The sequence below is a fragment of the Stenotrophomonas sp. AR029 genome (assembly GCF_047520695.2).
Taxonomy (GTDB): domain Bacteria; phylum Pseudomonadota; class Gammaproteobacteria; order Xanthomonadales; family Xanthomonadaceae; genus Stenotrophomonas; species Stenotrophomonas sepilia.
In genome coordinates this window covers 630,344-648,079 of the sequence record NZ_JAXBQQ020000001.1, presented here as the reverse complement: position 1 = coordinate 648,079, position 17,736 = coordinate 630,344, and the positions used below count along the sequence as shown (strand labels likewise).

The window sequence follows — 17,736 nt, the reverse complement described above, 5'->3', positions numbered from 1 at the left end:
GAGGTCGACTTCTACTGTCGCTGGACATGGGTTGGGGACTCCGGAATGCGCGTGCCGGCGGTGCGCCGCCAGCGGCGGGCAGTCTGGACCCGCGGGCCATGCAGGTCAACCCGGCATCCCTGCGCCGGGCGCCTGCCGGCCGGTTGTTCTCGTGCATACACCAACCGGCGCGCATAATGGCCGGGTGGCGCTCGCCACGCTTTCCCCCCCCGAACGGACGCACTGCGGGCTTCCCCGATGACCAGGTATTCCCATGCATAGCGGCGGTCTGGAACTGGCCCTGGTGCTGCTGCTGGCGGCGGTCATTGCCGTGCCGGTGTTCAAGAAGTTCGGCTTCGGCGCGGTGCTGGGCTACCTGGCGGCCGGCGTGGTGCTGGGCCCGGACGGGCTGGGCTTCGTGCAGGACGCCGACCGCATCCTCGGCGCGGCCGAGATCGGCGTGGTGATGCTGCTGTTCGTGATCGGCCTGGAGCTGTCGCCGGCACGCCTGAAGGTGATGCGGCGCTCGGTGTTCGGCGCGGGCGCGGCGCAGGTGGCGATGTCCGGGCTGGTGCTGGGCGGCCTGCTGCTGCTCGACCACTTCCAGTGGAAGAGCGCGCTGGTGGTCGGTGTTGCGCTGGCGCTGTCATCCACCGCGGTAGGCCTGCAGCTGCTGTCCGAGCACAAGGCGATCAACAGCGACCATGGCCGGCTGGGTTTTGCCATCCTGCTGTTCCAGGACCTGATCGCGATCCCGCTGCTGGCGGCCATCCCGCTGCTGGGCGGGGCGAAGAACGAGACCCTGCGCTGGGAAGACGCCGCCGTGGCCCTCGGCGCGCTGGCCGTGGTGATCCTGTGCGGGCGACCGGTGCTGCGCAAGGTGTTCAGCATCATCGCGCGCACCCGCAGCCCGGAAGTGTTCACCGCCACCGCCCTGCTGGTGGTGCTGGGCACTGCCTGGTTCATGCAGGAAGCGGGCCTCAGCCCCAGCCTGGGCGCGTTCCTGGCCGGGGTGCTGCTGTCCGATTCGGAGTTCCGGCACGAACTGGAAGCGCAGATCGAGCCGTTCAAGGGCCTGCTGCTGGGGCTGTTCTTCATCGCGGTGGGCATGGGCATCGATCTCGACCGCATCGCCGCAGAGCCGTGGCTGATCGCAGCCGGCGTGGCGATCCTGCTGGTGGTCAAGTTCAGCCTGCTGTATGTGATTGGCCGTATTGCAAAGCTCAGTCCGCGGCAGTCGCTGCTGCTGGGCAGCGTGCTGTGGCTGGGGGGCGAGTTCGCCTTCGTGGTGTTCAACGAAGCGCAGCGCGCGCACCTGCTGGGCAACGCCAATCACGATCGGCTGGTGGCGATCGTCGGCCTGTCGATGGCGATCACGCCACTGCTGATGATCGCGCTGCTCAAGCTGCTCGGCCAGGAGAAGGCTCCACCGCGCGGGACCGCCGAGGCCGACAAGGTGGCACCGGACAACCGGCCCAAGGTGCTGATCGCCGGCATGGGCCGCTTCGGCCAGGTGATCGCACGCCTGCTGACCGCACAGAAGGTGCCGTTCGTGGCGCTGGAGGCGAACCCGGACACGGTGGCCGACCTGCGCCGCTTCGGCAACCAGCTGTACTACGGCGACCCGACCCGCCCGGAGATGCTGCGTGCAGCGGGTGGCGAGCACATCGATGTGTTCGTCATCACCGTGGACGACCCGGAGACCAACCTGCGCGCGGTGCGCATGGTGCGCCGGCTGTACCCGGACGCGAAGGTGCTGGCGCGAGCGCGCAACCGCCAGCATGCGTGGCGCCTGATGGACATGTCGGCCGAGCCGTTCCGCGAAGTGTTCGGCACCAGCCTGGAGATGAGCGGGCGCGTGCTGACGGCGCTGGGCGTGGCCCCAGACGTGGCCGAACGCCATGTGCAGCGCTTCCGTGAGCATGATGAGCAGCTGCTGCGTGACCAGTACCTGGTGTACGACGACGAGGCCGCGGTGATCCAGACCTCGCGTGATGCGCGCAACGACCTGATGCACCTGTTCGAGGCCGACGCGGAAAGGGACGACAAATAGGCGTGCCGACCAACGGTCGGCACCCACCACAGATTGAGGTTGCGGATTCCGGCAGTAGATCCACGCCATGCGTGGATGCTTTGGCTTCCGGGCACGATCATCCACGCATGGCGTGGATCTACCGGGTCCCGATCAGCCGTTGTCGCGCAGGAACCGCGCCATCGAGGAAACGCCCGGCACGCGCGGCTCGAACTCGCCGGCCACGTCGATGAAGCCACGCATCACCGCGATCTCGCGCGGGCTGCGGTTGAGGCTGTCGCGCGCTTCAGGATCGGCACCGGCGCGCAGCAGGCGCTGCACCAGCAGCGGCAGGCCATGCAGCGCGGCCAGATGCAGCGGGCCGAAGCCACGCGGGTCGCGTACGTCCAGGCTTACGTCCTCGTCCAGCAGGCGCTCCACTGCGGCCATCACCACCTGCTCGTCGCAGGCGGTACCCGGCTCGGCGCGCGCGCCCAGCAGCAGCAGCAGCGGCGTGACAGAACCAGCGGCGGCCTGGTCCGGTTCAGCACCGGCCAGCAGCAGGGTGTCGAGCAGCGCCAGCAGGCGCGAGCGGTCGCGGGCACTGAAACCGTACAGCGCGGCACAGTGCAGCGGACCCAGCTGCTGCGCGTCACCGGCATGCACGTTGGCACCCGCCGTGAGCAGGCGCGCGACGATGTCCGGAAGGCCCAGCGCGGAGGCCAGCATCAGCACCGTCACGCCACCCGGCAGGCGGTGTTCCAGCTTGGCGCCAGCGTCGAGCAGGGCCGAAACGATGTCCACCTGGCGCATGCTGACCGCCGCCGACAGCGGCGTCGCGCCACTGGCCGCCGCGTGCTGCGGATCGGCGCCGCGCGCCAGCAGCAGGTCGGTTACCGCCAGGTGGCCGCCACCGGCAGCACGCAGCAGCGCGGTGCAGCCCTGTGCGTCGACGGCGTCGACGGCGAAGCCCAGATCGATCAGGCGGCGCACTGCATCGACGTCACCGGCCATTGCGGCGGCCGGCAGATCGGCCTCGCGCAGGGTGCGGCGCGGCAACGGCCACACCCGCCAATCGAGCCAGTCGGCCAGATCGCGGCGACCGATCGACAGCGCCACGCCCAGCGGTGTCTGGCCGTCGGCGGCACGTGCTTCCGGCGAGGCACCATGCTGCACCAGCAGCTTAAGCGCGCCTTCGCGGGCCAATGCGGTGGCCAGGTGCAGTGCGGTCATGCCGTGGCTGTCGCGTGCTTCGCGATCAACGCCGGCCTTGAGCAGGGCCTGCTGCAGCCGCAGCCACCCCAGGCGCACCGCCAGCGACAGCGGCGGATCGCCCGCCGGCGAGGCGGCGAACGGATCGGCGCCACGCTCAAGCAGTTCCAGTGCCAGCTGTTCCAGGCCACGCGCGGCCTGGTCGTGCTGTGCGCAGGCAGCAAGGAAGCGCGCCAGGCCGCCGCGGCCGGCCGGCGACAGGCCACGCTGCAGCATCACCTGCAACGCCGGCACCGCATCGATGCCGCGCGACAACAGCGCGAACATCGGCGTATCGGAGCAGGCATCACGCACATAGGGATCGGCGCCGTGGCCCAGCAGCCAGTCCACCGCACGCGGTTCCAGCGCCAACTCCGGATCGAGCAGCAGCCCGCCCAGTTCCTCCGGCTGGCACAGCCTGGCCAGTGCCGCCATGCCGTCGGTGTTGCCGAAGCCCAGGGCCTCGCGCAGCAGGGTCAGCGGCGGACGGTCCGGCAGCAGGCCGCTGGCACTGGCTGCTTCGCCACGATCAGCCAGGCCATCACTGACCGCGGCCGGCAACGGATAGGACGGGTCCAGCAGGGCTACGATCGCCCAGCGGCCGGCCTCGGCGGCGTAGTCCACCGCACGGCGGCCGACCGGATCGGTGGCATCGGCCGCGATGCCCAGTTCGACCAGGCGCTTGATCAGCAGCGGCGAGACATCCTCGGCCATCGCCGCCAGCTGCACCGCATTGCGGCCTTCGCCGTCCACCGCGACCAGGTCCGGCTTGTGCGGCAGCAGGTGCTCGATCACGGCGGCGCGACCGGCACGGGCCGCTTCCAGCCACGGCGTACGCCCCAGTGCATCGCGCGCCTCCAGATTGGCGCCCGCGCCGAGCAGCACGCCGATGATCTCGACATGGCCGGCCAGGGCCGCCTCATGCAACGCACTGCGGCGCTGGCGATCGCGGGCGTCGGCCCGTGCCTTGTGCTTGAGCAGCAGCTGCACGCCCGCCGGATCGTCATCCTCGGTGGCGGCGGCGGCCAGCAGCACCGGGGTGCCATCGGCCGGTTCGCAGCGTGCACCGCGTTCGAGCAGGAAGCGGGCCAGACGCCAGTTGCCCACCTGGCAGGCCACCGCCAGCGGCGACCAGCCATCACGGTTCAGCGCATCGACTTCGGCAGCGGCATCGCGCAGCAGCGCGGCCACCCCCGGGTCGGAACTGCGTGCGGCATGGTGCAGCGGGGTGTTGCCATCACTGTCGGTGGCACGCGAGTCGGCGCCGTTGGCGAGCAGGGTCATCACCGCTTCGGGGCGGCCATGCCAGCTGTCGCGGGTCGCCGCCAGCAGCGGGGTCATGCCCCGGTGCGGCGCATTCACATCGACGCCGCGGGCAATCAGTTCGCGCAGCAGGCGCAGGTCCGGCAGCACCGCGGCCAGCACCGCCAGGCTGCGCTGGTCACGCCAGTTCGGGTCCGGCAGCGCATACGGATCGGCACCGGCCTGCAGCAGCTGCAGGCCCCGGTCGATGCGGCCCTGGCGGGCGGCTTCATACAGCGCCGGTGTCAGTTCCTGCGGCGCCATCGCCTCCAGCGGCAGGGCGTCGGCCGCCGCTGCGAACATCGGTTCGGGTTCAGCGCTGGACGCCACCAACGGGCTGGAGCGCAACGACACCAGCGGCGCAGGCGCGACCCGCTGCAGCAGCAGGTGCAGCACCGGCGACAGCAGTACGACCGCCAGCGCGGCGGGCCAGCGCGCGCTTTCCGGCAACAGGCCCGGCCAGGCCGGCAGCACCACCAGCGCGGCCAGCGCAATGACCAGCGCGGCCACGCCGAGGCCACGCCAAGCAGTCAGGTCGCGCCCCGCCAGCGCCTGCCAGTGCTGGGCCAGGCTGCCATCCAGGCGTTCGACATCGTTCCACAATGGCCAGGTGCGCCAGGCCGCCAGCAGGCCGGCACTGACCAGTACGCTCAGGCCAAGCACTGCCGCCAGGCTGCCGCTGTCACGCAGCGCTGCGAGCGGCCAGGCCAGCAGCAGCGCCAGCAACAGCGGGGCGGCTGCCCACAATGCCAGCAGCGCCGGCAGGTCCTGGCGTGCGACCACCTTCAGCGGCAGCAGCGCGCGGCTGCGGCGCCACCACGATATCGCCAACGCGAACGCGGGCTGCGCCAGTGCGGCAAGGACCGCACCCGGAACGCCGCCCACGGCGGCGCCCAGCGCCAGCACCGCGCCCGCGGCGAAGGCAATTGACAGAATGCGCGGACGGGAGGCGTCAGTCATAGTGGCGCGGCATCAGGCTGGCCACCGACGGCGGCACCTGCAGGTAGAACCCGCGCTCGCTCATTTCGCTGCGGACCTTTTCCGGGTCAGCCTGCGCCAGGCGGCGCTGGGCATCCAGGACCACCTCCAGCACGAAGGCGAGCGTCCCCAGCGAGGTGAGCAGCGGCGCGGGCAGCGCGCTGAAATCATCGCGTCGGGGAACGTAGACGTAGGTGTCCGGCTTGAGTTGGCTTTTATAGACGTAGGCGTGCATGTCCGCGGGACGATAACCCGGGAAGAGCCATGATTGTGTCGGAAAGCCGACACCGGGGAAAGCCGTCAGCCGACGATGGCGGCGCGATCGGCGGTGTTTCGCCTGCGGGGTTCAGCAATGTGGCGGCGACGTTCAGGCTGCGCCGCCGCCACACGGGCGCTTACTTGACCTTGGCGTAGGTGCCCTTCAGCGCGACACCCGCGAGGATGGCACCGGCGTAGCACTCGTAGTTGGTGCTGCTCTTGAACTCGTTCTTCTTGTAATAGCTGACGATGTCGACCACGGCGTTGGCGCCGCGCGACTTGGCACCGTCCTGCAGCGCGCGCAGTGCCGACAGCGCAACCCAGCGGCAGGCCTCGGCATCGCTCTTGTTGGCGGCGTTGGTCTTCTTGTTGGTCACGTCTTCGCCCAGGCGCTGCTGCACGCTGACCGGCTGGCCGGCCAGATAGAAACGCACGCTGCCGTCGATGCCGGCGTCCTTGGCGGCCTGCGAATTGACCAGTTCCTGCAGGGACTGTTCGACACGCGTGTCGCGGGCGGAAGCGGTGGAAGTCAGGGCCAGCAGCGCGGTAGCCGTGGCGATCATGAGAGTGCGGCGCATCGGAACATCTCCTTGTCGAGGGTGCGGAGGTAACGGGAACGGTGTGTTGGCGCAGTGGATCACTCGCTCCAGCGGCGGAACACCAGCGAGGTGTTGATGCCGCCGAAGGCGAAGTTGTTGCTCATCACGTACTCGGCCTGCAGTTCGCGGCCCTGCCCGGTGATGAAGTCGAGCTGGCCACAGCGCGGGTCGACCGCGGCCAGGTTCAGGGTGGGCGCGAACCAGCCGGCACGCATCATCTGGATGCTCACCCAGGCCTCGAACGCGCCACAGGCACCCAGCATGTGGCCGACGTAGCTCTTCAGCGAGCTGATCGGCACGCGGCTGCCGAACACCTGTGCGGTGGCCTGGGTCTCGGCGATGTCGCCGTGGTCGGTGGCGGTGCCATGGGCGTTGACGTAGTCGATCTGCGCCGCGTCCAGGCCCGCGTCCTCCAATGCCAGGCGCATGGCCTGGGCCATGGTGTCGGCACTGGGCTGGGTGACGTGCTGGCCATCGCTGTTGGTGCCGTAGCCGACCACCTCGGCAAGGATGGTGGCGCCGCGCGCCTGCGCGTGTTCCAGGTCTTCCAGGATCAGCGTGCAGGCGCCCTCGCCCAGCACCAGGCCATCGCGGCCGGCATCGAACGGGCGAGGCGTGGTCTGCGGCGCGTCGTTGCGCACGCTGGTGGCGAACAGCGTGTCGAACACCGCTGCAGCGGTGGCATCGAGCTGCTCGGCACCGCCGGCCACCATCACCGTCTGCTTGCCGCTGCGGATGGCTTCATAGGCCGCGCCCACACCCTGGCTGCCCGACGTGCAGGCGCTGGAGGTGGTGTACACGCGCCCGGACAGGCCGAAGAACACGCCGATGTTGACCGGCGCGGTGTGGCTCATCATCTTCAGATAGGTCGTGGCGCTGATGCCATCGGTGGTGAATTCGTTGAGCATGCGCCCGAATTCGCCGGTGGCCTCGTGGCTGCCGGACGAGGAGCCATAGGCCACGCCGGTACGGCCACTGCGCAGCACCGGATGCTCATTCAGGCCGGCCTCGCGCAGCGCCACCTCGGTGGCGCGCACCGACATGATCGCGACCTTGCCCATCGAGCGGGTGGTCTTGCGGTTGTAGTTCGGCGGCAGCTCGAAGTCCTGCGCCGGCGCGGCCAGCTTGGTGTTCAGCCCGGCATAGACATCCCACTCGGGCATCGCACGCACCGCGTTGCGGCAGCTGCGCAGGTGCGCTTCGATGGTCGGCCAGTCGTGGCCGAGTGGACTGATGGCAGCGGCGCCGGTAACCACCACGCGACGATCGGCGGCCATCAGAGCATGCCTCCGTTCACCGAGATCACCTGGCGGGTGATGTAGCCGGCCGGTTCGGACAGCAGGAACGCCACGGTAGCCGCCACTTCGTCCGGGCGGCCAACGCGGCCGGCGGGAATCAGCTTGAGCGCGTGTTCAACCACTTCGTCGTTGAGCATTTCGGTCTCGATCAGGCCCGGGGCCACGCAGTTGACGGTGATCTGGCGGCTGGCCAGTTCCAGCGCCAGAGCCTTGGTGGCGCCGATGATGCCGGCCTTGGCGGCACTGTAGTTGACCTGCCCGCGGTTGCCGGCCAGTCCGGAGACCGACGACAGGGTGACGATGCGGCCCGGCTTGCGCCGCCGCACCATCGGCATGATCAGCGGATGCAGCACGTTGTAGAAGCCATCCAGGTTGGTGTGGATGACCTGGTCCCAATCGTCCGCTGACAGCGCCGGGAAGGCGCCATCGCGGGCGATGCCGGCATTGCAGACCACGCCGTAGTAAGCGCCGTGCGCTTCGACATCGGCCTCCAGAGCGGCCCGCGCAGACGCGCGGTCGGCCACGTCGAACACCAGCACGCGGGCCTGCTGGCCCAGTGCCTGGATCTCGGCGACCACCGCCTGTGCTTCATCCACGCGGCTGCGGCAATGCACCACCACGTCGAAGCCATCGCGCGCGATGCGCAGCGCGATGGCCCGGCCGATGCCCCGGCTGGCGCCGGTCACCAGCACGCTTCGATTCCCTGTCATGCCTGTCCACTCTCCAGATAGGCCATCGCGTCGGCCGGTTCGAACACCGACACGTTGGCTGTCGCCCATTCTTCCTCGCCTGCCAGGATGCGGCAGGCGAACATCCCCAATCCATTGTCACCCAACAGCTCGCAGCGCGCCTGTACGCGCAGCCGCGAACCGCTGGGGAAGCTGCTGCGCGCGCTGCTGTAGCGGCGGCTGCCGAGCAGGAAGCCCAGCTGCGGTGGCCTGCCGGTCGCACGCGCTCGGCAACCGGCCCAGGCCGCGATGGCCTGCGCCATGTACTCGATGCCGACCCATGCCGGCACCTGGTCATCCTCGACGAACAGGCCGGCCTCGGGCACCACCAGTTCGGCCTCGATGGCGTCCTGGTCCCACTGCGTGATGCGCTCCAGCAGGCACATGTCCTGGCGGTGCGGCACCACGTCTTCGATCGCGTACAGCGTGTTCATCGACGCTCCAGTGCCAGCACGGCATTGCTGCCGCCGAAGGCGAACGAATTGCTCAGCACCCGCCGTGGCGGCTGCGCAAGGCGCGTGCCCGGTGCGACCAGCGGCAGCACCGGCAGTGCCGGGTCGGCCACGCCGTCCCACCAGTGCGGCGGCAGCAGCTGCTGCGGGTTCTCGGCCAGCACGATCCAGCACAGCGCCGCCTCGATGGCACCCGAGGCACCCAGCGTATGGCCGGTCAACGGCTTGGTCGAACTGGCCGGCACGTGGCTGCCGAGCACCTGCGACACGGCCAGGCTTTCCATCGCATCGTTGTGGCCGGTCGCGGTCCCATGCAGGTTCACATAGTCCACTTCGCCGGCGGCCCAGCCAGCACGCTGCAGCGCCTGCTGCAGGGCGTCGATGGCGCCCAGGCCCTGCGGGTCCGGGGCGGACATGTGGTGGGCGTCGGCCGACTCGCCCCACCCCGCCAGGCATACCGGGCCGGGTTCGCGGGTGAGCAGGAACAGCGCGGCGCCTTCGCCGATGTTGATACCAGTACGATGCTGCGAGAACGGATTGCAACGTTGGGCCGAGACCGATTCCAGCGCGCTGAAGCCGGCTACGGTGAAGCGGCACAGCGAATCGGCGCCACCGGCGATCACCGCATCGACGATGCCGGCGCGCAGCATGCGTGCGGCCGACATCAGCGCCTTGGCACTGGACGAGCAGGCAGTGGACAGGGTCCATGCCGGCCCCTGTGCGCCACTGCGCTGGCGCACGAACTGCGCGGCGGTGCCCATTTCCTGCTGGGCGTAATCAAAGCCCTGCGGCCACTGGCCCTGTTCGGCATGGCTGCGCAATGCCTGCTCGGATTCACCAATGCCCGAGGTGCTGGTGCCCAGCACCACCGCTACGCGCTCGGCGCCATGGCGGGCGATCGCCGCAGCCACTGCCGGCGCGATCTGAGCCAATGCCACGTCCAGCAGGGCATTGTTGCGCCCGCGCAGCGCCACCGGCAGGTCATCCAGCGCCGGCAGCGGCGTGCGTACTTCCCCCAGCGCCAGGGTGCGCCCCGGCAACAGGCTCTCGTTGTCGCTGAGCCCGCCCGGCGCGTCGGCGAACAGTGCCGACGTCACGGCGGCGCGGCCAGCGCCGAGTGCACAGACCACACCCAGCTCGTTCAGGTAGATCGGTGCGCTCATCGGTCCGGCCCGGCCATGTCGATCGATTCGATGCGCAGCGCATAGCCTTCGGCGCGGTTGTCCAGCTGCACGCTGCCATCGTCCAGCCGCTGCAGGTGCAGCCACACGGTGCCCTCACGCGACAGGCTGCGCTGATGGCCATCATCACTGACCTGCCAGCCCGCCGGCAGCACGGCGGCAATGGCCGCGGTCGGCCACAGCGCGAACTGCAGGTCATCCAGCACGCGCTCGGCGCGCACCTGCGGTGGCAGCCATGGCGCGCGCTGCTGGGTCAGCTGCTGGCCGTCCCATTGCAGGCGCACGCCGGTCTGGCCCATCGCCTGCACGGCCAGCTGCACCTGCTGGGCGTCGGCTTCCAGCAGCGCGTCGAGAACGCGCTCATGCGTGCCGAAGCGGAAATGCAGCTGCTGCTGCAGCGCCAGCGGCGCCGGCAGGCTGGCTGGCGCCAGGCGCAGCGGCGGCAGTTCCACCTGCGGTTTCGGCATGCGGCCGGCACAGGCGGCCAGCAGCAGGCACAGCAGCAGGGCTGCAGTACGGAAGATCAGGCGCTGCACAATTCCTCCAGCACGCGCATGCGGCGACCACTTTCATCGGCCACATACGGATTCTTGGTGTCCCAGGCGTAACCGGCCAGGATGGAGCTGATCATGTCGCGCACTTCGGGCTGCTGCTGCGGGTGGTAGATGATCTTCTGGAAGCCGCCCTGGTACCAGCTTTCGACGAAGCGGCGGAAGGTCTTCACGCCCGCGCGCAGCGGGATCGAGAACTCGGCCTCCCAGTCCACGGCCTGGCCGGCATAGCGGCGCTTGAGGCATTCACTGGCGAGCTGCGCGGACTTGAAGGCAATGGTCACGCCGGAGGAGAACACCGGATCGAGGAACTCGCCGGCGTTGCCCAGCAACGCGTAGCCGGGCCCCCACAGCGAACTGACATTGGCCGAATAGCCGGTGATCCGGCGCACCGGCAGCACCGCCCATTCGGCGTTGGCCAGCAGGCGGGTCAGGTTGGGGTCCTCGCCGACGATGGCCTGCAGCTTCTGCAGGTCGTCACCCTCGTAGCGCTCGAAGAACGACGGCTCGGCGACCACGCCCAGCGAACAGCAGCCGTTGGAGAACGGAATCGTCCAGTACCAGACGTCGATGTGCTCGGGGTGGGTGGTGATCAGGATCTTGTTGCGGTCGAAGTCCGCTTCGGCCGGAATGTTGTCGCGCACGTGGCAGAAGATCGCGCCGCGCACCGGGAAGTTGGACGGCGACTCCAGCTGCAGCAGGCGCGGCAGCAGGCGCGCGAAGCCTGAGGCGTCGAGGATGAAATCGGCCTCGATGCGGTACTCGCTGCCGTCCGGGCGACGTACCGTCACCGCCGGTTGCTCGCCCGGCTCGACCGCAAGCACTTCGTCGCCGAAGCGCAGCGTGGTGCCCATGCGCTCGGCACCGCGTGCCAGCACGTTGTCGAAGTCGGCGCGCTGCACCTGGTAGGTGGTGCCCCAACCCGGCGAGAACTTCTTCCTGAAGTCGAATGCAGTGCGCGCTTCGCCGTGCACGAAGGCGGCACCGTTCTTGTACTGGAAGCCCGCCTCGACCACATCCTGCAGCAGGCCGGCCGCCTCGATGTACTCCATGCTCTGCGGCAGCAGGCTTTCGCCGATGGAGAAGCGTGGAAACTGCTGGCGTTCCAGCATCAGCACCTGGCGGCCCTGCTGGCGCAGCATCGCCGCAGCCACCGAACCGGCCGGGCCCGCGCCGATGATCAGGATTTCAGTACGTTCGACAGCATCCACAGCAGTGTTCATCGGTGCGTCCTTGTTGCTCGATCAAGTGGAAAGAAGGAAGTCGGAAACAGGTTCAGGCCGGCGGCAGATCGTGCGGCGGCGGACGGAATAGCGGCGAGATCAGCCAGACCAGGCCGATGCCGAACAGCAGGGTCAGGCCGAACGCGCGCAACGCTGGGGTCTGCGACAGGCCCAGCAAGCCGAACGACAGCCAGGTGCTGGCCGCGCCCACGCACACGGCCAGCCAGGCACTGGCGTCGCCGCGGTGCTCGATCAGGAAAATGCCGTAGTCGATGCCCATGCCCAGCAACAGCATCAGTGCCAGCACGTTGAACAGCTGCAGTGGCTGGCCGAACAGGCCCAGCAGGCCCAGGGTCAGCGCACCGGCAATCAGGGTCGGCGCGAACACGCGCCAGGCCTGGCGGCGATAGCGCAGCCACAGCGCGCCGAACACCAGCACGATGCCGACCAGCAGCAGCCCGCCCATCAGCTTGCGGTAGTGGCCCAGCAGCTGCGAGAAGTCGGCGGTGCGGTCCACCCAGCGCACACCCGGCAGGCCTTCGGCCGCCCCGCGCAGGGTGGCCAGCGCATCGGCGCGCGACAGGTCATCGACCATCACCACGCTGATCATCTGCCCGCCGACCTCGCCCACCCACAGGTGGCGGAACGGCTGCGAGGCCGGCGAGGCCAGGAACGCCTCCGCGGTCAGCGGCGTAGCGGCGAAATCCGGGCGCGGCAGCGGTTCGCCGACCGCCTCGGACACCGCGTCCAGCACGCCCGGTTCCACCTTGGCGGTCAGCGCGGCATCGGCCTGCTGGCGCGCTGGCGACGGCAGCCAGTCGCTGATCGCACGGTAGCCACCAATGCGCTTGTCGTTGGCCAGTACACGCAGGCGTTCGGTCAGCGCTTCTTCGCGCTGCAGCAGCTGTGCGGCGTCACTGCCCTGCACCAGGTAGAACTGCGCCGGGCTGGGCATGCCCAGCAGCTGGCTCAGGCGGATCTGCTGGGCCATCAACGCCGGCGGCGAGGACTGCAGGCTGCGCAGGTCGTCGTTGCTGTTCAGGCGGGCAATGCCGATGGCAGACAGCGCCAGCGTGATCCCCACGAACACCGTCACCGGCCGGCGGCCATGCAACCGCGGGAAGCGCTCCAGCGTGTTGCCCAGCCACTGCGAGAAACGGGTCTGGCGGATCTCACCGCCATCCAGCCACGGGAACCAGAAAATCACCGTAAGGAAGGCGGCGGCCAGGCCGACCACCGAGAACAATGCCATCTGGCGCAGGCCCGGGAACGGGGCCAGGCCCAGTGCCAGGTAGGCCAGCGCGCTGGTCAGCAGGGCCAGCCACAGGCCGGGCAGCAGGTGCCGCAGCAGCTTCCAGCGACGATCAGCCGGTTCGGCCTGGCGCGAAGCGAACCAATGGATGCCGTAGTCCTCGGCCACGCCCACCAGCGACGCGCCGAACACCAGGGTGAGCACGTGCACCTTTCCGAACACCAGTACGGTCACCGCCAGCGCCACGCCGCAGCCGATCAGCAACGACGCGGCGACCAGCAGGATCGGCCGCAGCGAACGGAACGCCAGCCACACAAGCAGCAGCACTGCGGCCAGCGAGCCCCAGCCGATCGTGTTGATCTCCTGGTTGGCCTGCACCGCCGCCGCTTCGGCGTGCAGCGGCACACCCGCATGCAGGATTTCCAGCTCGGGCACCGCCGCCCTGGCGGCCAGCCCGGCACGTTCCAGCAGGCCGTCGAGATGGCGCTCGCCGTCAAGCTGGAACGCCGACCCCGGCGTATCGAACTGCAGTACGGCCCAATGCCTGCCCTCGGCTTCGAGCAGGCCATCATCGCCCAGCCGCAACCCCGACCCCTGCGCCTGCTGCTGCCACCATTGCGGCCACAGCGAGAGCGGGTCTTGCCGCCAATCGGTCAGGCGCGGTGCGCCCATCGGACCGTACAGCGCAGCCAACGCCTGCTCGGCCAACGCGCCCGGCTCGCTGCCCTGCAGCTGCTCGCGCTGGGCCGGGGTCAGCAGGCGGTCGCGGTACGGCGCGTAGAACGCGCGCGCCTCGTCGAACCAGCCTTCGATCGAACCACTGGGCACCAGCAACGCGCTGTCGGCATCCGCCGCCATCGCCGCAGCGAACGCCGCCTGTGCGCGCTTGGCGGCGGCGCCATCCTTGCTGCCCAGCAGCACCACCACCTGGCGCGAGCTGCCGTCGGCGATGCGCCGGGTGACGTCACTCAACAGGCGGTCATGCGCGTCCTGCGGCAGCAGGGCGAGGATGTCGGTGTCGATCCGCGACTGCTGGCTCCACAGGCGCCATTGCTGCGCACCCAACACCAGCAGGAGCACCAGCCAGGCGATGCCCAGCCAGTGCCACCAGCGCCGCAACCGGTCCGGCCCGTTCGATGCTGCCCCCTCACTCAAAGCGGCGTGCCTCGTCGGCGGTGAGCGTGGCCGGCGCTTCGCTCAGTGCACTGAACTGGATCTGCGTGCGGTCCTTGTTGGCCTCGACGATCTCGACCTGGCGCACGTAGCGGTCACCTTGCAGGGTCAGCGACTGGAACGCCTTGGCCAGCATCGCCGACTTCGGCGTCAGTCGCAGCCGCCAGCCCTGCCCTTCACGGCTGGCCGCCACGTTGAACTGGCCGGACAGCGCCTGCACGTCGCCACTCATCAGCGCGAACATGATCGCGTTCACCGAACGCATCGCCGGCTGCTGCCGCGCATCGAGCTCGACACGGGTGCTGCCATCGCGCTGGCGGCTGAGGATGCGGTCGGCGGTGACCACCACTTCGGAGGGGAACGGCTTGAGCGTGGTCCAGATCACGCCATGCTGGCGCGCGACCACGAACTGGCCCTGCGAGCGCAGCGGGTTCTTGAAGCCGCTGACCTGCTTTTCCTGGCTGAACTGGCCACGCAGCACGTCCGGCCGCGCCACCGCCTGGGTGATCGCATCGATGGCGGGGTCGGCGGCCTGCACCTGCGGTGCGGCAATGAACATCAGCGCGCACAGCAGCACGCTGGAAAGACGGGCAAGCATGTTCACGGCGCAGGCACTCCCAGGCGTTCCCACAGTACCGGCGGGCACTGGTACAGCATTTCCTTGCTGGCCGCGTCCACCGCGACCTGGATGGTCATCGCGCGGGTCAGCACCTGGCCGCTTTCCGCATCAAGGATCTCGTACTCGATCTTCAGCCGGTTCTCCCATTCCACGATGCGCGCAACCACGCGCAGCGCCTGGTTGAACAGCAGCGGGCGCACGTACTTCACCCGGGCATCGACCACCGGCCACAGGTAGCCCGATTCGAGCATCTGCGGGTAGTCGTAGTCATAGCGCCCGAGCAGCGCGCAGCGCGCGATCTCGAAGTACTTGAAGTAGTTGCCATGCCAGACCACGTTCATCGGATCGCAGTCATGGAAGGCGGGGGTCAGCGCAACCTCGCCGACCCGTTCGATGGCCTCATTCACCGGCATACAGCTCCCAACGTTGCGCGCGGATCTCCACCAGCAGTTCCCGCAGTTCGCGATCCAGCGCGCGGTCTTCTTCAACCAGGGCGATGCGCTGCCCCAGGTCGGCGTACATGTCGGCCAGACTGCCATGCAGCTGCGCGTTCAGGCCAACCCGTTCGCGCAGCGCCAGGCCCTGGCGGGCGGCGATCAGCATCGCGGCCACCACTTGCTCGGTCAGCTCGATCACGCGCAGGCAGTCGCGCGCGGCGATGGTGCCCATGCTGACCTTGTCCTGGTTGTGGCACTCGGTGGAGCGCGAAAACACGCTGGCCGGCAGGGTCTGCTTCAGCGCTTCGGCCGTCCAGGCCGACACGCTGATCTGCAGCGCCTTCAGGCCGTGGTTGATGGCCGCGCGCGGGCCCGTGGCCGCCGACAGGTTGGCCGGCAGGCCATGGTTGTAGCGGGCATCGACCACCAGCGCCAACTGGCGGTCGAGCAGATCGGCCACGTTGGCTACGGTGTTCTTCAGGGTGTCCATCGCCAGCGCGATGTGGCCGCCGTAGAAGTGGCCGCCATGCAGGATGCGCTCGCCATCGGCATCGATCAGCGGATTGTCGTTGGCGCTGTTCAGTTCGGTTTCGATCAGCTGGCGCAGGAACGGCAGGCTGTCCTCCAGCACGCCGATCACGTGCGGCGCGCAGCGCAGCGAGTAGCGGTCCTGCAGGCGCTGTTCATTGCGCGGCGGACGCTCGCTGTGCAGGTCGCTGCGCAGACGCGCGGCGATGCGGCCCTGGCCCGGATGCGGCTTGGCCGCGAACAGGGTTTCGTCGAAGTGGTGCGCGTTGCCGTCGCTGGCCAGCACGTTGAACGCGGTCAGGCGCGTGGCCATGCGCGCCAGGTAGTCGGCGCGCTGCCAGGCCAGGCAGGCCAGGCCGGTCATCACCGCTGTGCCGTTCATGATCGCCAGGCCTTCCTTCGGCCGCAGCTTCAGCGGGGTCATGCCGATCTTCGCCAGCACCTCGGCCGCCGGCTGCACGCGGCCATCGTGCAGCACCTCGCGCTCGCCACACAGCACCGCAGCCACGTACGACAGCGGGGTCAGGTCGCCGCTGGCACCGACCGAGCCTTCGGCCGGGATCATCGGCAGCACATCGTGCTGCAGCAGCGTGGCCAGGCCTTCCAGCAGCGGCACGCTGACACCGGACATGCCGCGCACCAGCGATGCCAGGCGCGCGGCCAGCACCGCACGGGTCTCGACCGGGTCCAGGTAGCGGCCCAGGCCGCAGCCATGGTAGGTGTACAGGTGGTGCGGCAGTTCAGCCACCAGTGCCGGCGGGATGTTCACCGTGCACGAATCGCCATAGCCGGTGGTCACACCGTAGATCACGCCATCCTCGCGCAGCAGGCGGTCAAGGAAGTCGGCACCGCGCTGGATGTGTGCGCGGAACGCCGGCGCGTCGCTCAGTGCGCCCTCGCACTGGCGCTGGGCCAGGGCAACCACGTCTTCGATGGTCAACGGTGCATCGCCAAAGCGGCACACGGGTACGGCGTCAGTCGTCATGCGGAGCCTGATCCCAGAAGGGGAAGAAATTGAACCAGTCCAACGGGGACTGGATGACCTGGAGTTCCAGCCAGCGCGCGAAGCGCTGTGCCTGTTCGGCAAGTGCCGCGTCGCGCGAGCCGCGCGGCAGCACGATGCGTTCGGCGAATTGTTCAAATGCCACGCGATAGCCCTCGCCCTGGTGCAGGCAGGCCATGGTGTAGACCGGGCAGCCCAGCGCCGCGGCCAGCACATAGGCGCCGATCGGGAATGGCGCGCGATGGCCGAGGAAATCGGCGGTGACGCTGCGGCCGCCCTGCACCGGCGTGCGGTCGCCGACGATGGCGACGAAGCCACCGGCCGCCACGCGCTCGGCCAGCATCACCGCGGTGGCCGGCCCCATTTCGGTCACCTGCACCAGCTCCACCGCCGCCAGCGGGTCCAGCCGCTGCAGCAGGCGATTGAAGCGCTGCGCATGCGCCGTATGCACCAGCACGGTGATGCGGAACCCCGGCACCTGTTCGGCCAGCACCTGGCACAGTTCCAGGCAGCCGATGTGCGCGGTGAGGATCAGACCGCCTTCGCGGCGCGCGATCTTCTGCAGCACCAGGTCGCGGTGCAGGTGAATACGGTTGGCCGGGTAGCGCCCGCCCAGGCCGAGGATCTTGTCCAGCATCGTGTCGGCGAAGGCGAAGAAGTGGCACAGGCTGTCGCGCCGGGTCGGCGCGCGGCCGAGCACACCGCTGTATGCCTGCAGCCGCTGCAGGTACTGCATCGAGGCCTGTCGCCCCACACGGTTGCCCAGCCAATGGCAGGCCACCACCGGCCACGCGCACAGGCGGAATGGCCAGCGCCCGAACCAGCGGTGCACCCAGCACAGGAACAGCACGCCGGCCACCGACGTCGATTCGCCGATATCGGCCCAGTGCGGGGCATCCTGCGCGGTCGCCAT

The 17,736-nt window shown here is 69.3% G+C and carries 15 protein-coding genes; 1 reads left to right on the top strand and 14 read right to left on the bottom strand.

The features are described 5' to 3' along the window. Positions 1-253: 253 nt before the first annotated feature. On the top strand, positions 254-2,032 hold the full coding sequence (locus tag ACM0PB_RS03090) for a monovalent cation:proton antiporter-2 (CPA2) family protein (protein WP_065177846.1): 1,779 nt from the start codon (positions 254-256) through the stop codon (positions 2,030-2,032). 132 nt (positions 2,033-2,164) lie between these two features. Here ACM0PB_RS03090 and ACM0PB_RS03085 read toward each other — a convergent pair whose 3' ends face one another. The 14 genes from ACM0PB_RS03085 to ACM0PB_RS03020 all read right to left on the bottom strand — a co-directional run bounded on the left by ACM0PB_RS03085 (position 2,165) and on the right by ACM0PB_RS03020 (position 17,736). Continuing rightward, on the bottom strand, positions 2,165-5,503 hold the full coding sequence (locus tag ACM0PB_RS03085; protein WP_164229329.1) for an ankyrin repeat domain-containing protein: 3,339 nt from the start codon (positions 5,501-5,503) through the stop codon (positions 2,165-2,167). Next, positions 5,496-5,756 (bottom strand): YcgL domain-containing protein, encoded by a 261-nt coding sequence (locus ACM0PB_RS03080; RefSeq protein WP_065177845.1) that lies wholly within the window; start codon positions 5,754-5,756, stop codon positions 5,496-5,498. Before ACM0PB_RS03080 ends, ACM0PB_RS03085 begins: the two co-directional genes overlap by 8 nt. 160 nt (positions 5,757-5,916) lie before the next feature. After that, entirely contained in the window at positions 5,917-6,357 is a 441-nt protein-coding gene (locus ACM0PB_RS03075; protein ID WP_005420284.1) for a hypothetical protein, read from the bottom strand. A gap of 59 nt (positions 6,358-6,416) precedes the next feature. Next, entirely contained in the window at positions 6,417-7,655 is a 1,239-nt protein-coding gene (locus ACM0PB_RS03070; protein WP_005420285.1) for a beta-ketoacyl-ACP synthase, read from the bottom strand. After that, a complete protein-coding gene (locus tag ACM0PB_RS03065) occupies positions 7,655-8,386 on the bottom strand; it encodes a 3-ketoacyl-ACP reductase FabG2 (protein ID WP_049416034.1) in 732 nt (243 codons plus the stop codon). Before ACM0PB_RS03065 ends, ACM0PB_RS03070 begins: the two co-directional genes overlap by 1 nt. After that, the gene (locus tag ACM0PB_RS03060; protein WP_065185901.1) at positions 8,383-8,838 is read right to left on the bottom strand and encodes a hotdog family protein; all 456 of its coding nucleotides are present in this window, start codon (positions 8,836-8,838) and stop codon (positions 8,383-8,385) included. The genes ACM0PB_RS03065 and ACM0PB_RS03060 overlap by 4 nt, the downstream gene beginning before the upstream one ends. Continuing rightward, positions 8,835-10,019, bottom strand: coding sequence for a beta-ketoacyl-ACP synthase (locus tag ACM0PB_RS03055; protein WP_414604785.1), 1,185 nt, complete (start codon positions 10,017-10,019; stop codon positions 8,835-8,837). The genes ACM0PB_RS03060 and ACM0PB_RS03055 overlap by 4 nt, the downstream gene beginning before the upstream one ends. After that, positions 10,016-10,573 (bottom strand): DUF3261 domain-containing protein, encoded by a 558-nt coding sequence (locus ACM0PB_RS03050; RefSeq protein WP_065185903.1) that lies wholly within the window; start codon positions 10,571-10,573, stop codon positions 10,016-10,018. Before ACM0PB_RS03050 ends, ACM0PB_RS03055 begins: the two co-directional genes overlap by 4 nt. Beyond that, the gene (locus tag ACM0PB_RS03045; protein WP_065177843.1) at positions 10,561-11,811 is read right to left on the bottom strand and encodes an NAD(P)/FAD-dependent oxidoreductase; all 1,251 of its coding nucleotides are present in this window, start codon (positions 11,809-11,811) and stop codon (positions 10,561-10,563) included. The genes ACM0PB_RS03050 and ACM0PB_RS03045 overlap by 13 nt, the downstream gene beginning before the upstream one ends. A 52-nt stretch (positions 11,812-11,863) precedes the next feature. Next, positions 11,864-14,218, bottom strand: coding sequence for an MMPL family transporter (locus tag ACM0PB_RS03040; protein WP_164229333.1), 2,355 nt, complete (start codon positions 14,216-14,218; stop codon positions 11,864-11,866). After that, the gene (locus ACM0PB_RS03035; protein ID WP_170944939.1) at positions 14,211-14,834 is read right to left on the bottom strand and encodes a LolA family protein; all 624 of its coding nucleotides are present in this window, start codon (positions 14,832-14,834) and stop codon (positions 14,211-14,213) included. Before ACM0PB_RS03035 ends, ACM0PB_RS03040 begins: the two co-directional genes overlap by 8 nt. 2 nt (positions 14,835-14,836) lie before the next feature. Then, on the bottom strand, positions 14,837-15,268 hold the full coding sequence (locus ACM0PB_RS03030) for an acyl-CoA thioesterase (RefSeq protein WP_065196795.1): 432 nt from the start codon (positions 15,266-15,268) through the stop codon (positions 14,837-14,839). Beyond that, a complete protein-coding gene (locus ACM0PB_RS03025; protein WP_139727997.1) occupies positions 15,255-16,805 on the bottom strand; it encodes an HAL/PAL/TAL family ammonia-lyase in 1,551 nt (516 codons plus the stop codon). Before ACM0PB_RS03025 ends, ACM0PB_RS03030 begins: the two co-directional genes overlap by 14 nt. Beyond that, on the bottom strand, positions 16,795-17,736 hold the full coding sequence (locus ACM0PB_RS03020) for a lysophospholipid acyltransferase family protein (protein ID WP_065177839.1): 942 nt from the start codon (positions 17,734-17,736) through the stop codon (positions 16,795-16,797). Before ACM0PB_RS03020 ends, ACM0PB_RS03025 begins: the two co-directional genes overlap by 11 nt.